The organism is Streptomyces sp. NPDC059668, from assembly GCF_042734135.1.
In the GTDB taxonomy this organism is placed as follows: domain Bacteria; phylum Actinomycetota; class Actinomycetes; order Streptomycetales; family Streptomycetaceae; genus Streptomyces.
In genome coordinates this window covers 138,199-158,685 of the sequence record NZ_JBHWEL010000006.1, presented here as the reverse complement: position 1 = coordinate 158,685, position 20,487 = coordinate 138,199, and the positions used below count along the sequence as shown (strand labels likewise).

General features: G+C 68.3%; 19 protein-coding genes. 8 read left to right on the top strand and 11 right to left on the bottom strand.

The window, feature by feature from the left end; genetic code table 11:
• Positions 1-138 precede the first annotated feature (138 nt).
• From ACFV2J_RS07600 to ACFV2J_RS07585, 4 genes are all read right to left on the bottom strand, one after another.
• Positions 139-618: a hypothetical protein gene (locus ACFV2J_RS07600; protein ID WP_385088972.1), complete on the bottom strand. Its 480-nt coding sequence runs from the start codon at positions 616-618 to the stop codon at positions 139-141.
• 100 nt (positions 619-718) lie between these two features.
• Positions 719-1,996, bottom strand: a complete 1,278-nt coding sequence (locus ACFV2J_RS07595) for an MFS transporter (protein WP_385088975.1) — start codon at positions 1,994-1,996, stop codon at positions 719-721.
• A gap of 169 nt (positions 1,997-2,165) precedes the next feature.
• A complete protein-coding gene (locus tag ACFV2J_RS07590; protein WP_351721465.1) occupies positions 2,166-3,248 on the bottom strand; it encodes an inositol-3-phosphate synthase in 1,083 nt (360 codons plus the stop codon).
• 44 nt (positions 3,249-3,292) lie between these two features.
• Positions 3,293-3,997: a helix-turn-helix transcriptional regulator gene (locus ACFV2J_RS07585; RefSeq protein ID WP_385088979.1), complete on the bottom strand. Its 705-nt coding sequence runs from the start codon at positions 3,995-3,997 to the stop codon at positions 3,293-3,295.
• Between the two features lie 374 nt (positions 3,998-4,371).
• Between ACFV2J_RS07585 and ACFV2J_RS07580 the strand changes: the two genes are divergently transcribed.
• Both ACFV2J_RS07580 and ACFV2J_RS07575 read left to right on the top strand, forming a co-directional pair.
• Complete coding sequence (locus tag ACFV2J_RS07580; RefSeq protein WP_385088982.1) at positions 4,372-7,062, top strand: transglycosylase domain-containing protein; 2,691 nt, start codon at positions 4,372-4,374, stop codon at positions 7,060-7,062.
• A 183-nt stretch (positions 7,063-7,245) separates the two neighbouring features.
• Positions 7,246-8,751 (top strand): glycosyltransferase family 87 protein, encoded by a 1,506-nt coding sequence (locus tag ACFV2J_RS07575; protein ID WP_385088986.1) that lies wholly within the window; start codon positions 7,246-7,248, stop codon positions 8,749-8,751.
• Between the two features lie 101 nt (positions 8,752-8,852).
• Here the strand turns inward: ACFV2J_RS07575 and ACFV2J_RS07570 are convergent, their stop codons facing one another.
• The 3 genes from ACFV2J_RS07570 to ACFV2J_RS07560 all read right to left on the bottom strand — a co-directional run bounded on the left by ACFV2J_RS07570 (position 8,853) and on the right by ACFV2J_RS07560 (position 11,679).
• Positions 8,853-9,884, bottom strand: coding sequence for an alanine racemase (locus tag ACFV2J_RS07570; protein ID WP_266700264.1), 1,032 nt, complete (start codon positions 9,882-9,884; stop codon positions 8,853-8,855).
• Between the two features lie 143 nt (positions 9,885-10,027).
• A complete protein-coding gene (locus tag ACFV2J_RS07565) occupies positions 10,028-11,149 on the bottom strand; it encodes a peptidoglycan bridge formation glycyltransferase FemA/FemB family protein (RefSeq protein WP_168529031.1) in 1,122 nt (373 codons plus the stop codon).
• A 215-nt stretch (positions 11,150-11,364) separates the two neighbouring features.
• Entirely contained in the window at positions 11,365-11,679 is a 315-nt protein-coding gene (locus ACFV2J_RS07560) for a hypothetical protein (RefSeq protein WP_385088989.1), read from the bottom strand.
• A gap of 301 nt (positions 11,680-11,980) precedes the next feature.
• Between ACFV2J_RS07560 and rpsF the strand changes: the two genes are divergently transcribed.
• The 4 genes from rpsF to rplI all read left to right on the top strand — a co-directional run bounded on the left by rpsF (position 11,981) and on the right by rplI (position 13,710).
• Complete coding sequence (rpsF, locus tag ACFV2J_RS07555; RefSeq protein WP_005482942.1) at positions 11,981-12,271, top strand: 30S ribosomal protein S6; 291 nt, start codon at positions 11,981-11,983, stop codon at positions 12,269-12,271.
• 77 nt (positions 12,272-12,348) lie between these two features.
• A complete protein-coding gene (locus ACFV2J_RS07550; RefSeq protein ID WP_385088993.1) occupies positions 12,349-12,951 on the top strand; it encodes a single-stranded DNA-binding protein in 603 nt (200 codons plus the stop codon).
• A 57-nt stretch (positions 12,952-13,008) separates the two neighbouring features.
• Positions 13,009-13,245 (top strand): 30S ribosomal protein S18, encoded by a 237-nt coding sequence (gene rpsR, locus ACFV2J_RS07545; RefSeq protein ID WP_003949403.1) that lies wholly within the window; start codon positions 13,009-13,011, stop codon positions 13,243-13,245.
• Between the two features lie 18 nt (positions 13,246-13,263).
• Positions 13,264-13,710 carry a 50S ribosomal protein L9 gene (gene rplI / locus ACFV2J_RS07540; RefSeq protein WP_148009270.1) on the top strand — a complete coding sequence of 149 codons (447 nt, stop codon included), beginning with the start codon at positions 13,264-13,266 and terminating at the stop codon, positions 13,708-13,710.
• 230 nt (positions 13,711-13,940) lie between these two features.
• Here the strand turns inward: rplI and ACFV2J_RS07535 are convergent, their stop codons facing one another.
• A complete protein-coding gene (locus tag ACFV2J_RS07535) occupies positions 13,941-15,278 on the bottom strand; it encodes an MATE family efflux transporter (protein ID WP_385083724.1) in 1,338 nt (445 codons plus the stop codon).
• A 459-nt stretch (positions 15,279-15,737) separates the two neighbouring features.
• Here ACFV2J_RS07535 and dnaB point away from each other — a divergent pair, with 459 nt between their 5' ends.
• Entirely contained in the window at positions 15,738-17,213 is a 1,476-nt protein-coding gene (dnaB, locus tag ACFV2J_RS07530) for a replicative DNA helicase (protein WP_385083723.1), read from the top strand.
• A 35-nt stretch (positions 17,214-17,248) separates the two neighbouring features.
• Here dnaB and ACFV2J_RS07525 read toward each other — a convergent pair whose 3' ends face one another.
• Positions 17,249-17,815, bottom strand: a complete 567-nt coding sequence (locus ACFV2J_RS07525) for a dihydrofolate reductase family protein (protein WP_385083722.1) — start codon at positions 17,813-17,815, stop codon at positions 17,249-17,251.
• A 174-nt stretch (positions 17,816-17,989) separates the two neighbouring features.
• Between ACFV2J_RS07525 and ACFV2J_RS07520 the strand changes: the two genes are divergently transcribed.
• The gene (locus ACFV2J_RS07520; protein WP_385083721.1) at positions 17,990-19,375 is read left to right on the top strand and encodes a serine hydrolase domain-containing protein; all 1,386 of its coding nucleotides are present in this window, start codon (positions 17,990-17,992) and stop codon (positions 19,373-19,375) included.
• An 87-nt stretch (positions 19,376-19,462) separates the two neighbouring features.
• Here ACFV2J_RS07520 and ACFV2J_RS07515 read toward each other — a convergent pair whose 3' ends face one another.
• Together ACFV2J_RS07515 and ACFV2J_RS07510 are read right to left on the bottom strand one after the other, a co-directional pair.
• Entirely contained in the window at positions 19,463-19,915 is a 453-nt protein-coding gene (locus tag ACFV2J_RS07515) for a GNAT family N-acetyltransferase (RefSeq protein ID WP_385083720.1), read from the bottom strand.
• Positions 19,916-19,956: 41 nt separating this feature from the next.
• Complete coding sequence (locus ACFV2J_RS07510) at positions 19,957-20,415, bottom strand: MarR family winged helix-turn-helix transcriptional regulator (protein ID WP_266700257.1); 459 nt, start codon at positions 20,413-20,415, stop codon at positions 19,957-19,959.
• Between the last annotated feature and the right edge of the window lie 72 nt (positions 20,416-20,487).

Genomic DNA, 20,487 nt, shown 5'->3' with positions numbered 1-20,487 from the left:
GGGCGGGTCCGCGCTCTGGGCCACTCGGCGGGGGCTATATTGACATATAACAACCACCCCCACGGGTCCGGGGCGTCACGGGGTGGGGGTTGGTGTTTCACGTGAAACACCACCCCTCACCGCATGCGATCGGCGCCGCTACTTGTTCTCCTTCAGGCACAGCACCACGTCGTGGCCCCCGCCCGACTGGATGTACGAGATCGTCGCGTCCGTGACGTCCTTGCACTTGGTGTCGTCGCTGGTGTTGTCGAACTTCTCGACGACCTTGTACTGGGCGTCACCCGAGGTGCAGTCGACCGTCTTGAGGTCGGCGTTGGAGTCCGTGCCGTCGTTGTGCATGCAGCTACCCACCGACGTCGTCTCCGCGTCGCTCTGGCCGAGGTACCACTTCACCCCGTACAGGGCCACGGCGACGAGTATCAGCGCGACGATGCGCAGAGCCTTCTTGCCGCCCCGCTTGGCCGGTGCGGGCGCCGGCGGAGGCACCGGGGCGCCCTGCTGGGGGAACGGCGCGTAGGGCTGCTGCGGGGGAACCCCCGGCTGGACGGGCTGCTGCCCCATGGGAGCGGTGGGCTGCTGGGCGTACGGGTTCTGGCCGTGGGGCGGCGGAGTAGTCATGAGGGGTCCCCCCTGGAACCTAGATGCGCGTGGCGCGAAATAAGACGCACGTAAGTTATCCGGAGCCTCTGACAACGCAGTAGCCGGGAGGGGCTCTGTGTCATTGATGTGACACTCTCCGGCGCTCAAAACGGGCCATAGAAACAGCAATTGCCGCGTAGACCAGGGCAACGGTGGCCACGAGCGGAACCGAGCGTCCGTCAGAAGGCAGTATCAGGGCGGCCACTGCGGCCGCGCCGACGAAGGCGACGTTGAACAGGACGTCGTAGACGGAGAAGATCCGGCCGCGGTAGCCGTCGTCGACCGAGGACTGCACCACGGTGTCGGTGGCGATCTTCGCGCCCTGTGTGGTCAGGCCCAGGACGAAGGCGGCGGCCAGTACCGGGGGCGGGGCGAAGGACAGGCCGAGAGCGGGTTCGAGGACCGCGGCCGTACCGGCGCACACGGCGATCCAGCCCCCGGGGCCCAGCCGTCCCACCGTCCAGGGAGTGACCACGGCCGCGGCGAAGAAGCCCGCCCCCGAGATGCCGACGGCCAGCCCCAGCAGAGCGAGCCCGTCGTCCGAGTCGGACGACCAGGCGTACCGGCAGAGCATCAGCATCATGACCGTCAGGGCGCCGTAGCAGAAGCGCATCAGCGTCATGGCCAGCAGCGCCCAGGCGGCCTCCCGTCGCGCGGGCTCGGTGAGATGGCGGACGCCCGCCACCAGACCGCGCGCGGTGCCGGAGAGTGCCGCGCGCAGGCTCGGCCGCACCCATTGCTGCTCCGGGCCGAGCAGTTCCGGCGGGATGCGCAGCGAGGCGAGCGCCGCGCACAGATAGAGGGACGCCCCGACGAGCACGACCGCCGCGTCCGAGTCCGAGGCGACCAGCCGCACGACGAAGGCGAGGCCACCGCCCGCGGTCGCGGCGAGTGTCCCGGCGGTGGGTGAGAGGGAGTTGGCGATGACCAGCCGGTCCGAGTCGACGACGCGGGGCAGCGCGGCCGAGAGACCCGCGAGGACGAAACGGTTGACCGCGGTGACGCACAGCGCGGAGGCGTAGAAGAGCCAGGAGGGAACGTGGCTCAGCATCAGTACGGCCGTCACGCACGCCAGCGCGGACCGCAGCAGGTTGCCGTGGAGGAAGACCTGGCGGCGCCGCCAGCGGTCCAGCAGGACGCCCGCGAAGGGCCCGATGAGGGAGTACGGGAGGAGCAGGACGGCCATCGCCGACGCGATCGAGGCGGCCGAGGTCTGTTTCTCCGGGGAGAAGACGACGTAGGTGGCGAGCGCGACCTGGTAGACCCCGTCGGCGCCCTGGGACAGCAGGCGGATCCCGAGCAGACGTCTGAAGTTCCGGAAGCGCAGGAGGACGCGCAGGTCACGCACGACGGCCATGGGGCACAGCCTCACATACGAGGAAGGTCCCCGGGTCACTGACCCGGGGACCCTCGACGGGCAGGAGCGAAGAGCCCCTCGGCGCTGTGCGCGGCGTCCCGCCGGCCCGTGGTGCCCCTGTCCTACGGGCACCACGAACCGTGTCGGCCGACGCTCGGCGCCTGTCTATCTAGCGCTCGACCTCGCCCTGGATGAACTTCTCGACGTTGGCGTAGGCCTCGTCGTCGAAGTACTGGACCGGCGGGGACTTCATGAAGTAGGACGACGCCGACAGGATCGGGCCGCCGATGCCGCGGTCCTTGGCGATCTTCGCGGCGCGCAGGGCGTCGATGATGACACCCGCCGAGTTCGGGGAGTCCCAGACCTCGAGCTTGTACTCCAGGTTCAGCGGAACGTCACCGAAGGCACGGCCCTCGAGGCGGACGTACGCCCACTTGCGGTCGTCGAGCCAGGCCACGTAGTCCGAGGGACCGATGTGGACGTTCTTCTCGCCCAGGTCGCGGTCCGGGATCTGCGAGGTGACGGCCTGCGTCTTCGAGATCTTCTTGGACTCGAGGCGGTCGCGCTCCAGCATGTTCTTGAAGTCCATGTTGCCGCCGACGTTGAGCTGCATGGTGCGCTCAAGACGGACACCGCGGTCCTCGAACAGCTTCGCCATCACACGGTGCGTGATGGTCGCGCCGACCTGCGACTTGATGTCGTCGCCGACGATCGGGACACCGGCCTCGGTGAACTTGTCCGCCCACTCCTTGGTGCCGGCGATGAAGACCGGGAGGGCGTTGACGAAGGCGACCTTGGCGTCGATGGCGCACTGGGCGTAGAACTTCGCCGCGGCCTCGGAACCGACGGGCAGGTAGCAGATGAGGACGTCGACCTGCTTGTCCTTGAGGACCTGGACCACGTCGACCGGCGCCTCGGCGGACTCCTCGATGGTCATGCGGTAGTACTTACCGAGACCGTCCAGGGTGTGACCGCGCTGGACCGTGACGCCCTTGTTCGGGACGTCGCAGATCTTGATGGTGTTGTTCTCGCTGGCACCGATGGCGTCGGAGAGGTCGAGGCCGACCTTCTTCGCGTCGACGTCGAACGCGGCGACGAACTCGACGTCACCGACGTGGTAGTCGCCGAACTTGACGTGCATCAGGCCGGGGACCTTGGTCGCCGGGTCGGCGTCCTTGTAGTACTCGACGCCCTGAACCAGCGAGGCGGCGCAGTTGCCCACGCCGACGATGGCTACGCGAACCGAACCCATTCCGGTTGCTCCCTGTGTGTACGAGGTGAAGCCCCGACTGGACCTCACGTGGTGGTGTCGTCGGACGGATCCGGTCGGGAGTCATCCCGGTGCCGGGGCAGGCCGCCCGTCTCTCCAGATGTGCTGTGCTGCGGAGCGGGACCGTCGGAGGCACCTCGGGAGGTGTCTTCGGTGGCGGAACTGACGTCCCGTCCCGCCCGCTCGCTTTCGATGAGCTCGTTCAGCCAGCGCACTTCGCGCTCCACGGACTCCATTCCGTGGCGCTGGAGCTCAAGGGTGTAGTCGTCGAGGCGCTCCCGGGTGCGTGCCAGAGAGGCGCGCATCTTCTCCAGGCGCTCCTCGAGCCGGCTGCGGCGGCCCTCCAGTACGCGCATGCGTACATCACGTGACGTCTGCCCGAAGAAGGCGAAACGAGCGGCGAAGTGTTCGTCCTCGTACGCGTCGGGACCCGTCTGCGAGAGCAGCTCCTCGAAGTGTTCCTTACCTTCTGCCGTCAACCGGTAGACGATCTTGGCGCGACGCCCTGCGAGTGGTGCGGCGAGGGCGTCCTCCGGGGTGTTCCCCGATTCCTCGATCAACCAGCCGCTGGCGACCAGCGTCTTGAGGCAGGGGTAGAGCGTCCCGTAGCTGAACGCCCGGAACACACCGAGTGACGTATTGAGTCGTTTGCGCAGCTCATAGCCGTGCATCGGGGACTCGCGGAGCAGACCGAGAACGGCGAACTCGAGGATCCCGGAGCGCCGGCTCATGTCGCCTCCTGTCTGTCGCGGCCTCCTCGGCACGTTCTTTATGCCGAGCTGATGTATCGACTCGATACATCAGCACGATAGAACGGCCATGCGTCTGCGACAAGAGGGACCACGGTGAACGGCGTCACATCACCGATTCATACGAAGCAAGTTGCCTGATTTGAGGTGAACTTCGGAGCTAGGTGGGTTTTGACGGTGCGTAGTCTGTGCGCCATGCAAAACCACCGGGAACCGAGTGACGCCTGAGGACGTCTTCGTCCTCGGTGCAGTACGGGTGAATGTGTGATCGACCGCATCCGTACTTCGGGGGGACCGGAAACCAGCCGCCGTTTCCAGGCGCGCAAGGGTGCGCCTGCCCTAGGAGTAGTCGTTCGATGAGCGAGCACCGTCGCAAACCGCCGCAGCAGCAGGGCGGCGGACGTGCCGCGGCCCGGCGCGGCCAGCCCGGCCCGTCCGCCGGCCGCCGCGCGACACCGCGAGGCGCCACCGGGTCACCTTCCGACTCCTATGAGTCACCCTCCGGCTCCGCTGGGTCAGGGGGTGAGGAGGAGCGCCCGTACGGTGGCCGCGCCGAGGCCCGGCGCGCGGCACAGAGGAGTGGCGGCGGCGGACGCCGCCGAGGCGCGGAGGCCGCCGGATCCGGTGGCCGCCGAGGCGGTCCCGGGGGTCCGAACGGGCCCGGCCGTGGCCGTCCAACGGGACCTGTCAAGAAACGCTTCATCGACTACCCGCGCGCGGGCCGGTCGGGGGGTGCCCGCTGGGTGCCGTCATGGAAGCTGGTGTCGGGCCTGTTCATCGGCTTCGTCGGGAGCCTGGTGGCCGTGGCCGGCATCGGGTACGCCATGGTGAGCGTCCCCGACGTGGCGCGCACCGCCAAGGCGCAGAACAACGTCTACTACTGGGCCGACGGCACCCAGATGGTCGCCACCGGTGGTGAGACGAACCGACAGATCATCAACTACTCGCAGATCCCCGCGGCGATGCGCTACGCCGTCATCTCGCAGGAGAACAAGACCTTCGAGACCGACAGCGGCGTCGACCCGAAGGGCATCGCGCGTGCCTTCCTGAACATGGCCAAGGGCGGTCAGACGCAGGGTGGCTCCACCATCACCCAGCAGTACGTCAAGAACGCGATGCTGGACGACCAGTCGCAGACGATCTCCCGGAAGTTCAAGGAGATCTTCGTCTCGATCAAGGTGGGTGCCACGGTCAAGAAGGAAAAGATCATGGAGGGCTACCTGAACTCCGCGTACTACGGTCGCGGAGCGTACGGACTCCAGGCGGCCGCGCGCGCGTACTTCGACAAGGACGCCATCAAGCTCGACCCGAGCGAGTGTGCCTTCCTGGCGGCGATGCTCAAGGGCGCGACCTACTACGACCCGGCCGGCTCCTCGCTCGACCCGGCGGCCAGCCCCGACGCCAACACCAGGCGGGCCACGGCCCAGTGGTCGGACACACTGGACAAAGAGGTCAAGTACGGGCACCTGAGCGCCACGGACCGGGCCAAGTTCACGAAGCTCCCCAAGCCGCAGAACCCGCGGTCGAACACCGCACTCAGCGGGCAGATCGGCTATCTCGTCGACCTCGCCAAGGCGTACGTCGTCCACAACACCAAGATCACTGAGAACGAACTCCAGCAGGGCGGCTACTCGATCCACACGACCTTCGAGAGGAAGAAGGTCGAGGCTCTCGAGAACGCCGTGAAGGAAGTCCGCAGCAAGAAGATCAACCCCAAGGCGCGGCCGGACACGGACAAGTTCGTCCAGTTCGGCGGGGCCTCCGTCGATCCGACCACGGGAGCGATCAAGGCCATCTACGGCGGTGAGGACGCGACCAAGCACTTCACCAACAACGCCGACCAGACCGGTGCCCAGGTGGGATCGACGTTCAAGCCGTTCGTGCTCGCGGCCGCCATGCAGTGGGGCGTCAAGGACCCGTCGGGGTCGCCGCAGCGCAAGATCGCCTCTCCGAAGAGCCTGTACAGCGGCAAGAACAAGCTCAAGATCAAGCAGTACGACGGCTCCGTGTGGACCGACAAGGACGGCAAGGAGTGGCTGCAGACCAACGACGGCTACAAGTCGTACAACCCGCCGAACTACATGATCGACCTGCGTGAGGCGATGCGGGAGTCCGTGAACTCCGCCTACGTCCAGCTCGGCATGGACGTGGGTACGGACAAGGTGGAGCAGGCCGCGCTCAACGCGGGCATCCTCAAGACCAGCCTGGCGAGCTCCGCCTTCCCCTCGTTCTCCATCGGTACCTCCGACCCCAGCGCGATCCGTATGGCCGGCGCGTACGCGACCTTCGCGAACAGCGGGCACCAGCGGGACCCGTACTCGGTAGACAAGATCACCAGCAAGGACGGCGTGGTGTTCGAGCACCGGACCGTCGCCAAGGTGAAGGAAGCCTTCAGCCCGGAGGTCGCGGACAACGTCACCGACGTGCTGAGGACGGTCGTCGACAAGGGAACCGGTACCGCCGCGCGGCTGACCGGCCGCCAGGTGGCCGGCAAGACCGGTACCACCGACGGCAACAAGTCGGCCTGGTTCGTCGGATACACCCCGCAGCTGTCGACCTCGATCGGCATGTACCGCCTGGACGACAACGCGAGCAGCAAGAACCGTACGTTCCTGGAGATGTACGGCACGGGTGGCGAGAAGAAGATCCACGGCGCCTCGTTCCCGGCCCAGATCTGGCACGACTACATGGAGAACGCGCTCAAGGGTGAGAAGTCGGAGCCCTTCCCGGTGCCGCAGCCCATCGGTGAGATCCTCAACGACACCCCGAGCCCGTCCGCGACCCCGTCGGAGACCGCGTCGCCGTCGTCGAGCCCCACGCCGAGCGACACCCCCAGCCCGACCCTGAGCAACTCTCCGTCGCCCACGACGAGCGAGACCTGCAGGAAGTTCGACTGGACGTGCAACGGCAACGGCGGCACGGACGCGGGAGGCGGTAACAACGGCGGGACGGACGGAGGAGTCACCGACAGTCCCTCGGCGACCGACACCGCCGCCAACGGCGCCAACGGCAACGGAGGCGGCTTCGTCCGAGGCCCGAACGGCTGAGTGAGGGACACCGGGCCGCGCGACGGACGCGAGCCTGACGAAAGGGGGCCGTCGGCACACGCCGGCGGCCCCCTTTCGCATGGGCGGCGTCCGGTGTGTCGTTGATCACAAGCGGGCGGGAGCGGGAGGCGGCATCCGTCGCCGACCACCGCGCTCCCAGGTCCGTACGGCAGGATGTGCGCCATGCCCAGTGCAGAGACGACGCGAGCGAGCGTGCGCGAGCCGGAGCCGGTACGGCCGACCCAGGAGGACGAGGTCGCCGCGGCCGGCAGCGAGCTGATCGGCGGCCCCATCGGACGGAGGGCCCTGCTGGGGACGTCCTGGTGGACGCCCGTACGGGTCGTCGCGCTCGTCGCGATCGCCATGTTCGCCCTCGGCATGGTCCAGAAGCTGCCCTGCTACGACGGCGGCTGGTTCTTCGGGGCGAGCACCCAGTACACGCACGCGTGCTACTCGGACATCCCGCACCTCTACCAGGGGCGCGGTTTCGCCGACGGTCTGGTGCCGTACTTCGACAAGCTCCCCGGCGACATGGACTACCTCGAGTACCCCGTCCTCACCGGTGTGTTCATGGAGGTCGCGGCCTGGCTCACGCCGGGCGGCGGCAGCATCCAGGACCAGGAGCAGATCTACTGGATGGTCAACGCGGGGATGCTCATGGTGTGCGCGGCGGTCATCGCCGTGAGCACCGCGCGCACCCACCGCAGGCGCCCCTGGGACGGCCTCCTGGTCGCCCTCGCGCCCGCCTTCGCGCTCACGGCCACCATCAACTGGGACCTCCTCGCGGTGGCCCTGCTGGCGGCCGCGATGCTCATGTGGTCGCGGGGCCGCGCCCTCGCCTTCGGCATCCTGATCGGACTCGCCACCGCCGCGAAGTTCTACCCGTTCCTGGTGATGGGGCCGCTGCTCGTGCTCTGCTGGCGGGCCGGCAGGTGGCGGGAGTTCGGGACCGCGCTGATGGGCGCCGTGGGCGCCTGGCTGGTCGTGAACCTGCCGGTCATGTACCTCGCCCCGGAGGGCTGGGCGAAGTTCTACAGCTTCAGCCACGACCGGGGGGTCGACTTCGGTTCGGTCTTCCTGTTCCTCTCGACCTGGTTCAAGATCACGATCACCTCCGACACCGCGAACGCCTGGGCGCTGGTCCTCATGGTGCTCGTCTGCGTGGCCCTCACCGCCCTCACCCTCACCGCCCCGCGCCGCCCCCGCTTCGCCCAGCTCGCGTTCCTGATCGTCGCGGCCTTCGTCCTCACCAACAAGGTCTACTCGCCCCAGTACGTACTGTGGCTGGTCCCCCTCGCCGCGCTCGCCCGGCCGCGCTGGCGGGACTTCCTGATCTGGCAGGCGTGCGAGGTCGCGTACTTCCTGGGGATCTGGATGTACCTCGCGTACACGACCAGCGGGGACGCCCACAAGGGCCTCTCCTCGCAGGGCTACCAGGTCGCCATCGCCGTCCACCTCCTGGGCACGCTGTACCTGTGCGCCGTGGTGGTGCGCGACATCTTCATGCCGGAGCGGGACCCGGTCCGCAGGGCGGGCGACGACGATCCCTCGGGCGGAGTCCTCGACGGGGCGGAGGACGCCTTCGTCCTCGGGGCCGCGGCCCATCCGCCCCGGCACGCGGCGCACTTCGAGGGGCCGCCGGTGCAGTGGGGCAACGAGGGCGCGGCCATGGAGGAGCGTTCGCCCTGAGCGAACAGCGCGTCCACAGGGCATGCGAAAAGGCCGTACACGGTGATCGTGTACGGCCTTTCGGCTTCCCGCCGCTCCGGTGAGGGAGGCCGGCGGCCCCGTCAGCGCTCGACGACGCGGTCGAACTGGGTGGTCGTGTGCCGCAGATGGGCCACCAGTTCGTCGCCGACCCTCGGCTCGGTGGCGTCGGAGGGCACGAAGAGGATCGAGACCTGCATGTGCGGAGGCTCGGCGAACCAGCGCTGCTTGCCCGCCCAGACGAACGGCGAAAGGTTCCGGTTGACCGTCGCCAGACCGGCCCGGGCGACGCCCTTGGCGCGCGGCATGACGCCGTGCAGCGCCTTCGGGGCCTCCAGGCCCACCCCGTGCGACGTACCGCCCGCCACGACGACGAGCCAGCCGTCCGAGGCCGCCTTCTGCTGCCGGTAGCCGAAACGGTCGCCCTTGGCGACGGGCGTGACGTCCAGGACGGCCCCGCGGTACTCGGTCGCGTCGTGGTCGCCCAGCCACAGCCTCGTGCCGATACGGGCGCGGAACCGGGTCTGCGGGAACTGCTGCTGAAGCCGCGCGAGTTCCTGGGCCTTCAGATGGCTGACGAACATCGTGTGCAGCGGCAGGCGGGCCGCGCGCAGGCGGTCCATCCAGCCGATGACCTCCTCGACGGCGTCCGAGCCGTCGGTACGGTCCAGCGGCAGGTGGATGGCGAAGCCCTCCAGCCGCACGTTCTCGATGGCGGAGTGCAGATGCGGCAGATCCTGCTCGCTGACACCGTGCCGCTTCATCGAGGACATCACCTCGATGACGACACGGGCGCCCACGAGGCCGTACACGCCGTCGATGGACGACACCGAGCGGATGACACGGTCGGGCAGCGGTACGGGCTCCTCGCCCCGCCTGAACGGCGTCAGGACCAGCAGGTCGCCGCCGAACCAGTCCTTGATCCGGGCGGCCTCGTACGTGGTGCCGACGGCGAGGATGTCGGAGCCGAGGCGGGTGGCCTCGTCCGCGAGCCGTTCGTGGCCGAAGCCGTAGCCGTTGCCCTTGCAGACGGGGACGAGCCCCGGGAACTGCTCGGACACCTGCTTGTGGTGTGCCCGCCAGCGCGCGGTGTCGACGTAGAGCGTGAGCGCCATGGCCGGTCCCGGAACCTTTCTCGTGGCTGCGGTGTATCAGAGGTATGGAAGGAAAGTGTGGCTTACGCGCCGGACCGACGGAGCGGCACCGGGCCGGATCAGTGGCTCGGGATGCCGTTCGGGCCGGCTCGGCGGCCGAACCCTCAGCGGCGGGACATGTAGATGTCGAGCGCCTTGTGCAGCAGCTTGTTGAGCGGGAAGTCCCACTCTCCGAGGTACTCGGCGGCCTGGCCGCCCGTGCCCACCTTGAACTGGATCAGACCGAAGAGGTGGTCGGTCTCGTCCAGCGAGTCGGAGATGCCGCGCAGGTCGTACACCGTCGCCCCCAGGGCGTACGAGTCGCGCAGCATGCGCCACTGCATCGCGTTCGAGGGACGGAACTCACGGCCGATGTTGTCCGAGGCGCCGTACGAGTACCAGACGTGCCCGCCGACCACCAGCATCGTCGCCGCCGACAGGTTCACGCCGCCGCGCCGGGCGAAGTAGAGCCGCATCCGGTTGGGGTCCTCGGTGTTGAGGGCCGTCCACATGCGCTGGAAGTACGACAGCGGTCGAGGCCGGAAGTGGTCGCGGATCGCCGTGATCTCGTACAGCCGCTGCCACTCCTCGAGGTCGTGATAGCCGCCCTGGACGACCTCGACGCCCTCCTTCTCGGCCTTCTTGATGTTGCGGCGCCACAGCTGGTTGAAGTTCTTGTGGACCTCTTCCAGGGAGCGGTTGGCCAGCGGCACCTGGAAGACGTAGCGGGGCTGTACGTCGCCGAAGCCGGCGCCGCCGTCCTCGCCCTGCTGCCAGCCCATGCGGCGCAGCTTGTCGGCCACCTCGAAGGCACGCGGCTCGATGAAGTCGGCCTCGATGTCGCGCAGACGCTTCACGTCCGGGTTCTGGATGCCGCCCTTGATGGAGGTGGCCTCCCAGCGCCGGATGATCACCGGCGGGCCCATCTTCACGGAGAAGGCGCCCTGGTGCTTGAGGTGCGCGAGCATCGGCTGGAGCCACTCGTCGAGGTTCGGCGCGTACCAGTTGATGACCGGACCCTCGGGCAGATAAGCGAGATAGCGCTTGATCTTGGGCAGCTGGCGGTACAGCACCAGCCCGGCGCCGACCATCTCGCCGCTTCTGCCGTCGAACCAGCCCAGGCTCTCCGAGCGCCACTCGGCCTTCACGTCGGCCCAGGCCGGGACCTGCATGTGGCTAGCCGAGGGCAGGCTCTGGATGTATGCCAGATGCTGCTCTCTGCTGATGGTCCTCAGGGTCAGGCTCATTCGGGGCGCTCCTCGGGCTGGTGTGTCCCCATGGGTACAGGGGCTCCGGCTCTCGCGCCGAAGCCTACTGCGCCCCGCGAGCGCCCCGTCTGGCCGTATGGAACCTGCGTCCTGACCGATGCCCGGTCGGGACGTTATGAGGTGATGTGTCACCTGTCGTGGGCCGTGTGGCGGCCGCGGGGTGCGGTGTCCGGGCCGCCCGGCCGCTCCGCCCCTCAGCCGATGACACCGCCGAAGAGGCCGCCGTGCGCCATGCCGAGGAAGAAGCCGACGGCGGCGGCGCCGAGCCCGAGGATCAACCCGAAGCGCTGCCGGGTCGTCTCCGAGATGAACTGTCCGCTCGCGCCGGTGAAGATGCCGATCAGCCCCGTCCAGGAACTGATCAGGTGCAGGCTGTCGAACTGTGCCGTGATGAACGCCGTCACTCCGAGCACCAGGGTCACGGCGAGCAGGGTGTCCTGGAGCGGATGGGGCTTGTGGTCGGTGGCGAGCAGGGATCCGGCGGTGTTGGTTCGCACTGTCTGTGCCATAAGGCACCTCCTGCGGAAGGCGGCGCATCGTAGCGCCATACACACCCGATGTGTACAGATTGACGGTGACCCCGGCCGGATTTCAACCCGAAGCGGGTGTGCGGGTACTCTGTACCCTCTGCACCGGTGTCTGCCCAGGCTGTGGCCAGGTCACGACAAGGATTCCCGTTCGGCCCACCGATCACTCGGTATGTCGAACGGAGCCCGATTGTCAGTGGCGGCCGATACCGTTGCGTACGCATCACAACCCTCCTGCCACGGAACGACCGTGGCCGTTGAGTCCAAAGGAGGTGGGTTCCACATGCGTCACTACGAAGTGATGGTCATCCTCGACCCCGATCTGGAGGAGCGCGCTGTCGCCCCCCTGATCGAGAACTTCCTCTCTGTCGTCCGTGAGGGCAACGGAAAGGTCGAGAAGGTCGACACCTGGGGCCGTCGTCGTCTCTCGTACGAGATCAAGAAGAAGCCCGAGGGCATCTACTCGGTCATCGACCTGCAGGCCGAGCCTGCGGTCGTCAAGGAGCTCGACCGCCAGATGAACCTGAACGAGTCGGTCCTCCGGACCAAGGTCCTCCGTCCCGAGACCCACTGAGCTCTCCAGCTCAGCTGATCTCGGGCATCGAGTAGCAGCACCAGCAGCCAGCAGCAAACCCGCCGAGAGGTTCCCCCATGGCAGGCGAGACCGTCATCACGGTCGTCGGCAATCTTGTAGACGACCCCGAGCTGCGCTTCACCCCTTCCGGTGCGGCGGTCGCGAAGTTCCGTGTCGCGTCCACCCCCCGCACCTTCGACCGTCAGACCAATGAGTGGAAGGACGGCGAGAGCCTGTTCCTGACCTGCTCGGTCTGGCGTCAGGCGGCGGAGAACGTCGCCGAGTCGCTCCAGCGAGGCATGCGCGTCATCGTGCAGGGCCGGCTGAAGCAGCGGTCCTACGAGGACCGTGAGGGCGTCAAGCGCACGGTCTACGAACTGGACGTGGAGGAAGTCGGCGCCAGCCTGAAGAACGCCACGGCCAAGGTCACCAAGACCACCGGCCGAGGCGGTCAGGGTGGTTACGCCGGCGGTGGCGGTGGCGGCGGCCAGCAGGGCGGCAGCTGGGGCGGAGGCTCCGGCGGCGGCCAGCAGGGCGGCGGCGGTGCCCCCGCGGACGACCCCTGGGCGACCGGCACTCCTGCCGGTGGCGGCAACCAGGGCGGCGGCGGCGGTGGTGGCGGCTGGGGCGGAAGCTCCGGCGGTTCCGGCGGCGGCTACTCGGACGAGCCCCCCTTCTAGGCCTTCGGGCCGAGGGTGGGCCGTACCCCCACTTCTTGATCACACAGGAGAAACACCATGGCGAAGCCGCCTGTGCGCAAGCCTAAGAAGAAGGTCTGCGCTTTCTGCAAGGACAAGGTCACGTACGTGGACTACAAGGACACGAACATGCTGCGGAAGTTCATTTCCGACCGCGGCAAGATCCGTGCCCGCCGCGTGACCGGCAACTGCACGCAGCACCAGCGTGACGTCGCCACGGCCGTGAAGAACAGCCGTGAGATGGCGCTGCTGCCCTACACCTCCACCGCGCGATAAGGGAAGGGTGACCGAAACATGAAGATCATCCTCACCCACGAGGTCTCTGGCCTCGGTGCCGCGGGCGACGTCGTCGACGTCAAGGACGGCTACGCTCGCAACTACCTGATCCCGCGGAACTTTGCGATCCGCTGGACCAAGGGCGGCGAGAAGGACGTCGAGCAGATTCGTCGTGCTCGCAAGATCCACGAGATCGCGACCATCGAGCAGGCCAACGAGATCAAGGCCCGCCTCGAAGGCGTCAGGGTTCGCCTGGCCGTTCGCTCCGGCGACGCCGGTCGTCTCTTCGGCTCCGTCACCCCGGCCGACATCGCTTCGGCGATCAAGGCTTCCGGTGGCCCCGAGGTCGACAAGCGCCGCATCGAGCTGGGCTCGCCCATCAAGACCCTGGGCGCCCACGAGACGTCCGTGCGTCTGCACCCCGAGGTTGCCGCCAAGGTCAACATCGAGGTTGTCGCTGCCTGAGTGCAGCGCTCGGCATAGCTGAGAGAAGGGCCGCATCCCTGGGGGTGCGGCCCTTCTTCGTTTCACGTGAAACGAGAGACTTCCCCGGAATCGGCGGTTTCACGTGAAACGCAGGCTTCGTACGCGCTGGGTTTCACGTGAAACGGGGTCACGTGAAGCGCTCGGCGAGCCGGACGGGTACGCGCAGGCGTGCGTTCCGCGTTCCGCGTGCTCGCTCGACCAGGGCTCGATCAGCGGGTGGCGCCCGTGACGATCCAGAGTCCCGAACGGGAGCGCAGCCAGAGGGTCAGCATTCTCAGCGCCATCATCAGTGTCATCGCTCCCCACAGTGCCGTGAGCCCCCCGCCGAGCGCGGGCACCAGCAACGCGACGGGCGCGAAGACCGCGAGGATCAGCAGCATGGCCCACGCCAGATACGGTCCGTCTCCCGCGCCCATGAGGACTCCGTCCAGGACGAAGACGATTCCGCTGATGGGCTGGGAGAGGGCCACCAGGACCAGAGCGGGCAACGCGGTGTGCTGGACGGCCGGGTCGCTGGTGAACAGCGGAAGGAACAGCGGCCGGGCGACGAAGACCAGCAGGCCGAGAACGACACCGGAGACGATGCCCCACTGCACCATCCGGCGGCAGGCCTCGCGAGCACCCTGAGCGTCGTTCGCGCCGAGATAGCGCCCGATGATGGCCTGTCCGGCGATGGCGATCGCGTCGAGAGCGAAGGCGAGCAGGCTCCACAGGCTCATGATGATCTGGTGGGCGGCGATGTCAGCGTCCCCGAGACGGGCCGCGACGGCAGTAGCGATCATGAGGATCGCCCGCAGCGACAGCGTCCGCACCAGCAGGGGCGCACCGGCCTGCGCGCAGGCCCGGATGCCGGCGGCGTCCGGTCGTAGCGAGGCCCCGTGTTTCCGGGCTCCGCGTACGACGACGAGGAGATAGACCGCGGCCATGCCGAACTGGGCGATGACGGTGCCCCAGGCGGATCCCGCGATTCCCAGTCCGGCGCCGTAGACGATCCCGGCGTTGAGGGCGGCGTTCGCCACGAAGCCCGCGACGGCGACATAGAGCGGAGTCCTGGTGTCTTGCAGCCCGCGCAGGACACCGGTGGACGCGAGGACGATGAGCATCGCGGGGATGCCGAGTGAGGAGATACGCAGATACGTGGTCGCGTACGGGGCCGCGGTCGATGAGGCGCCGAAGACGTCGACCAGGGCGGGGGCCGTGGGCAGGACGGTGACGATGACGGCGATGCCGAGCAGCAGCGCGAGCCAGATGCCGTCCATGCCCTGACGGATCGCGGCTCGCAGATCACCCGCGCCGACCCGTCGGGCGACGGCGGCGGTGGTGGCGTAGGCGAGGAAGACGAAGACGCTCACGGCGGTCACGAGGAGGGCGGAGGCGATACCGAGACCGGCCAGTTGCGCGGTGCCGAGATGGCCGACGATGGCGCTGTCCGCCATCACGAAGAGAGGCTCGGCGACGAGTGCGCCGAAGGCCGGAACGGCCAGCGCGACGATCTCTCGGTCGTGCCGGCGTCGGGCGGCCCTGGGCGCCGCGGGAGCCTGTGTCATGGGCACCAATCTAATCTTCCACAGGTAAGAGATGCAATGCTGCCATGACCCTTACTCGCCTGGCCGCCGGGCGTGTCGTCGGGCCCTGTTTGAAGGGATCTTGGTCCGGCTGGGAAAGTTTTTCTTCTGCACAGCCGGTGGACGGTGAAAGTGCAGGTCAGAGCAGTTGGCGAGACCTTGCTGAGGGCTTGTTCACAGGCCTGTCCACCGGGTCGTGCACAGGTTTTGCGGAGTTCTCCACAGCATCTGGGCCGTCGTCCACATGGCCTGTGGATAACCAGATTGGCTGACGGTGCCCGCGGGCCTAACGTGGTGCGGCGCCCGCTCTCTCCTCCGCCTTCGGAAACCTCGCAAAACCGACGCGACAGAACCGGAGTTGGGCCCCTTATTTGTCAGTGCCGTGCCGTAGAAATATTGGGCACGGCTAGGTCCGCTCGGCGGACGGGAGGAGGTGGCTCGGTGAGTATTTCCGAGCCCTTGGACGACCCGTGGGCCGACAGCGGTCCCAGTGATCGTCTGCCCGCATCCCGTCAGCGCCGGGACACCGGGCGTGCCCGTGACGAGCAGCACGACCGCGAACGGGACAACGGGCCGTGGGAGGGCGGCGGCTCGTCCTTCGAGCGCGTACCGCCCCAGGACCTGGACGCCGAACAGTCCGTCCTCGGTGGCATGCTCCTGTCCAAGGACGCGATCGCCGATGTCGTCGAGGTCATCAAGGGCCACGACTTCTACCGGCCCGCGCACGAGACGATCTACACCGCGATCCTCGACCTGTACGCCAAGGGCGAGCCGGCCGACCCGATCACCGTCGCGGCCGAGCTCACCAAACGCGGCGAGATCACCAAGGTCGGCGGCGCGTCCTACCTCCACACCCTCGTCCAGACGGTCCCGACCGCGGCCAACGCCGAGTACTACGCGGAGATCGTCCACGAGCGCGCGGTGCTGCGCCGGCTGGTCGAGGCCGGCACGCGCATCACACAGATGGGATACGCGGCCGACGGCGACGTCGACGAGATCGTCAACAGCGCCCAGGCCGAGATCTACGCCGTCACCGAGCAGCGCACCACCGAGGACTATCTCCCGCTCGGCGACATCATGGAGGGCGCCCTCGACGAGATCGAGGCGATCGGTTCGCGGTCGGGGGAGATGACCGGTGTTCCGACCGGCTTCACCGACCTCGACTCGCTCACCAACGGGCTGCATCCGGGCCAGATGATCATCATCGCGGCCCGTCCCGCCATGGGTAAGTCGACGCTCGCGCTGGACTTCGCTCGGGCCTGCTCCATCAAGCACAACATGCCCAGCGTGATCTTCTCCCTCGAAATGGGGCGCAACGAGATCGCGATGCGCCTGCTGTCCGCCGAGGCACGTGTGGCGTTGCACCACATGCGGTCCGGCACGATGACCGACGAGGACTGGACCCGGCTCGCGCGCCGGATGCCGGACGTCTCGGCCGCGCCGCTCTACATCGACGACTCCCCGAACCTGTCGATGATGGAGATCCGCGCCAAGTGCCGCCGCCTCAAGCAGCGCAGCGACCTGAAGCTCGTCGTGATCGACTATCTGCAGCTGATGCAGTCGGGCGGCAAGCGTTCCGAGAGCCGCCAGCAGGAGGTCTCCGACATGTCGCGAAACCTGAAGCTGCTGGCCAAGGAGCTGGAACTGCCCGTGATCGCGCTGTCGCAGCTCAACCGTGGCCCCGAGCAGCGCACGGACAAGAAGCCGATGGTCTCCGACCTGCGTGAGTCCGGCTCGATCGAGCAGGACGCGGACATGGTGATCCTGCTCCACCGCGAGGACGCGTACGAGAAGGAGTCACCCCGGGCGGGCGAGGCGGACATCATCGTCGGCAAGCACCGTAACGGCCCGACGGCCACGATCACGGTGGCCTTCCAGGGCCACTACTCCCGCTTCGTGGACATGGCCCAGACCTGATCCGGTGCCCTGTGGCGGCTCCCGGGTGATGCCGCTCAGCGCCTCGTCTCGTACCTGGTCAGGACCACGCCGCCGGGCAGTGTCCGTGTCTCCACCAGGTTCAGGTTCACCCAGCCGTCCAGCGCGGCGAAGAACGGCGTGCCGCTGCCCACCAGGACCGGATGAGTGGCGATCACGTACTCGTCGATCAGCCCGGCGCGCATGGCCGCTCCGGCAAGCGTCGCGCCGCCGATGTTCATCGGGCCGCCGTCCTCGGCCTTGAGCCGGGTGATCTCGGCGAGCGCGTCGCCGGTGACCAGGCGGGTGTTCCAGTCGACCTTGTCGAGCGTCGAGGAGAACACCACCTTCGGCGTGTCCCGCCAGTTCCGCGCGAACTCGATCTCCGCCGGGGTGGCGTCGGGCTGCTGGTCACCGGTCGGCCAGTAGGAGCTCATCGTCTCCCACAGCTTCCGTCCGTACAGCGACAGGCCACTCGCCCGCTCGTGGTCGAGCCACCACTGGAACAGCTCGTCGCTCGGCGGTCCGCTCCAGCCGATGTCGTCGCCGGCCGTGGCGATGTAGCCGTCCAGGGTCAGGTTCATGCCGTAGATCAGTTTCCGCATGGCTCAGCCTTCCGTCCGCGGGTGTCGGCGTGTAGACCAGCGCGGCGCGGGAAACTCATCGGTGCGCGAACTGGGCTCGCTGGTAGCTCTGGTGCAGGGGGCTCAGCGTGGACATCCGCCGGCGTCCGGGCAAATGGACTCGACGTGGGGCGCCGGCCCGGGTGGACTGGGGGTATGACAACGCCTCAGGAAGAGCTGCTTCCCGCCACGCGCCGGGCTCTGTCGCATCGCATCGCCGTCGCTCAGGCCGACGGCAGGGCGCCGTCGCTGGTCGCCGCGGTGGTCCGGGGTGGGCAGACGGTGTGGCACGGATCGCGGACCTCGGTGGACGGGCACGGCCCCGACGAGAACGTGCAGTACCGGATCGGCTCGATCACCAAGACCTTCACGGCCGTGCTGGTGCTGCGGCTGCGGGACGAAGGGCTGCTGGATCTGGGCGACCCGCTGGAGAAGCATCTGCCGGGGACGGATGCGGGGGAGGCGACCATCGCCCAACTCCTCGCGCACACCGCAGGCCTGGCGGCCGAGACACCCGGCTCCTGGTGGGAACGCACCCCCGGATTCCTGCGGCCGGAGCTGGCCGATGTCCTCGGCGAACAGCCGTTCCTGCACCCGGCCGGGCGGCTCCATCACTACTCGAACCCCGGCTACACCCTGCTGGGCGCTCTGGTCGAGGAAGTTCGCGGGGCACCCTGGGAGGAGGTCCTGCGACGCGAGGTCCTCGAACCCCTGGGTCTGCACCGCACGAGTGGGACACCGCAGGCACCTCACGCGGGCGGCTGGGCCGTGCACCCGTGGGCGGACGTCATGATGCCGGAGCCCGCCGAGGACCTCGGCCGGATGGCACCCGCCGGGCAACTGTGGTCCACCACAGGCGACCTGGCGCGCTTCGCGGTCTTCCTGGCCGAGGGGGACGACCGGGTGCTCGGCGTGGAGTCCCTGCGGGAGATGCGGAGGCCCGCGGCTCCTCCGGAGGCCGAGGAGTTGGCCTCGGGCGACGCCTACGGTCTGGGACTGCAGGTGCTCCACCGGTCGGGCCGGATTCTCGCCGGGCATTCGGGTTCGCTGCCCGGCTTCATGGCGGCCCTCCTCATCGGCGTACGGGACGACGTGTCGGCCGTGGTCCTGACCAACTGCACCTCCGGTCCGCGACCGTTGACGCTGGCCGCCGATCTCGTACGGATCGTCGCCGACGCCGAGCCGCGGATTCCTGAACCGTGGCGTCCGGCCTCCGCGATCGAACCGGCGGTACTGGAGTTGGCGGGCCCCTGGTACTGGGGGACCCAGGGGTATGCGCTGCGCCTCACCGCCGACGGCATGGTCGAGCTGGGCCCGCCGGCGGGTGCCGGGCGCCGTTCACGCTTCAGGCCGAACGGCGACGGCACCTGGACGGGACTCGACGGCTACTACACGGGGGAGCCGCTGAGGGCGGTACGGCGCCCCGACGGGTCCCTGAGCCACCTGGACCTAGGGTCGTTCGTCTTCACGCGTCAGCCGTACGACCAGAGCGCTCCTGTGCCCGGCGGGGTGGACCCCGAGGGGTGGCGCGGGATCCCGTAGGCGGCGATGCATCGAGTGGCGCCCTGTTTCACGTGAAACAGGGCGCCTTGGCGCAGACGGGACCCGGGGCGTCGCGGTCGGCTGCGTTCAGAGCGCCAGTTTGAAACCTACGTGCGAGGCGGTGAAGCCGAGCCGCTCGTAGAAGCGGTGGGCGTCGGTGCGAGTGGCGTCGGAGGTCAGCTCGACCAACCGGCATTCCTGACGCCGGGATTCGTCGACGGCCCACTCGATGATCCGGGTGCCGAGGCCGCTGCCGCGTTCGTCGGTATGCACCCGCACCCCTTCGATGAGGGCACGGGTCGAGCCCTTGCGGGACAGTCCGGGAATGATGGTGAGTTGCAGGGTGCCGACGACCTGTCCCGCGCGCACGGCCACGACCAGGTGCTGGTTGGGGTCCTTGCTGAGCCGTTCGAGCGCGGCCAGATAGGGGGTCAGATCGTCGGGCGACTCCCGCTGCGCCCCGAGCATGTCGTCGGCGAGCATCGCGACGATGGCGGGAACGTCTTCCGCGACGGCCGGCCGGATCTCAAGATCTCCCATGGCCGCAGCCTATACAGCGGTGGAAGCCGTCTCTGCAGGGCCTATGCGGGCACGCTCGCCGATTCCACGACCCGGACCAGCGGTGCCAGCGCGGGGTTCTCGGCCGCTTCGTCGAGTGCCTCGCGCAGGGCGGCGTCATTGGTGGGCCGTGCCTCGTCGAGCAGCTTGAGGCCTGCCTCGCTGACGTTCGTGTAGATGCCGCGGCGGTCGGTCGGGCAGAGATAGCGGGACAGGAGCCCACGGTCCTCGAGCCGGGTGACGAGCCGGGTGGTGGCGCTCTGGCTGAGCACGACCGCATCCGCGACCTGCTTCATCTGCAGATGGCCGCCCTCGCCGTCGTGCTGCCGGCTGAGCACGTCGAGCAGGGAGTACTCCCGCACGCTCAGGTCGTGCCCGGCCTGCAGGGCGCGCTCGATGTGGGCCTCGATCCTCCCGTGCAGCAGTGAGAGGGCGCACCACCCTTGCGCGAGGGCGGTGAGTGCGGGGTCCGTGGCTGTCATGGCGTGTTCCTCCGTCCCGGAGCGGCTGACACCAGGGTAGGGCACGGGTGCAATAGTCCGCTGTTGCATTTA

Bases quoted from the DNA above. Each gene is read 5' to 3' on its own strand.
- ACFV2J_RS07525 (WP_385083722.1), bottom strand. From the start codon at position 17,815: ATGCGGAAACTGATCTACGGCATGAACCTGACCCTGGACGGCTACATC.
- ACFV2J_RS07575 (WP_385088986.1), top strand. From the start codon at position 7,246: ATGCCCAGTGCAGAGACGACGCGAGCGAGCGTGCGCGAGCCGGAGCCG.
- rpsR (WP_003949403.1), top strand. From the start codon at position 13,009: ATGGCGAAGCCGCCTGTGCGCAAGCCTAAGAAGAAGGTCTGCGCTTTC.
- ACFV2J_RS07560 (WP_385088989.1), bottom strand. From the start codon at position 11,679: ATGGCACAGACAGTGCGAACCAACACCGCCGGATCCCTGCTCGCCACC.
- ACFV2J_RS07510 (WP_266700257.1), bottom strand. From the start codon at position 20,415: ATGACAGCCACGGACCCCGCACTCACCGCCCTCGCGCAAGGGTGGTGC.
- ACFV2J_RS07515 (WP_385083720.1), bottom strand. From the start codon at position 19,915: ATGGGAGATCTTGAGATCCGGCCGGCCGTCGCGGAAGACGTTCCCGCC.
- ACFV2J_RS07535 (WP_385083724.1), bottom strand. From the start codon at position 15,278: ATGACACAGGCTCCCGCGGCGCCCAGGGCCGCCCGACGCCGGCACGAC.
- ACFV2J_RS07550 (WP_385088993.1), top strand. From the start codon at position 12,349: ATGGCAGGCGAGACCGTCATCACGGTCGTCGGCAATCTTGTAGACGAC.
- ACFV2J_RS07585 (WP_385088979.1), bottom strand. From the start codon at position 3,997: ATGAGCCGGCGCTCCGGGATCCTCGAGTTCGCCGTTCTCGGTCTGCTC.
- ACFV2J_RS07520 (WP_385083721.1), top strand. From the start codon at position 17,990: ATGACAACGCCTCAGGAAGAGCTGCTTCCCGCCACGCGCCGGGCTCTG.
- rpsF (WP_005482942.1), top strand. From the start codon at position 11,981: ATGCGTCACTACGAAGTGATGGTCATCCTCGACCCCGATCTGGAGGAG.
- ACFV2J_RS07580 (WP_385088982.1), top strand. From the start codon at position 4,372: ATGAGCGAGCACCGTCGCAAACCGCCGCAGCAGCAGGGCGGCGGACGT.
- ACFV2J_RS07595 (WP_385088975.1), bottom strand. From the start codon at position 1,996: ATGGCCGTCGTGCGTGACCTGCGCGTCCTCCTGCGCTTCCGGAACTTC.
- ACFV2J_RS07570 (WP_266700264.1), bottom strand. From the start codon at position 9,884: ATGGCGCTCACGCTCTACGTCGACACCGCGCGCTGGCGGGCACACCAC.
- ACFV2J_RS07600 (WP_385088972.1), bottom strand. From the start codon at position 618: ATGACTACTCCGCCGCCCCACGGCCAGAACCCGTACGCCCAGCAGCCC.
- ACFV2J_RS07590 (WP_351721465.1), bottom strand. From the start codon at position 3,248: ATGGGTTCGGTTCGCGTAGCCATCGTCGGCGTGGGCAACTGCGCCGCC.
- ACFV2J_RS07565 (WP_168529031.1), bottom strand. From the start codon at position 11,149: ATGAGCCTGACCCTGAGGACCATCAGCAGAGAGCAGCATCTGGCATAC.
- rplI (WP_148009270.1), top strand. From the start codon at position 13,264: ATGAAGATCATCCTCACCCACGAGGTCTCTGGCCTCGGTGCCGCGGGC.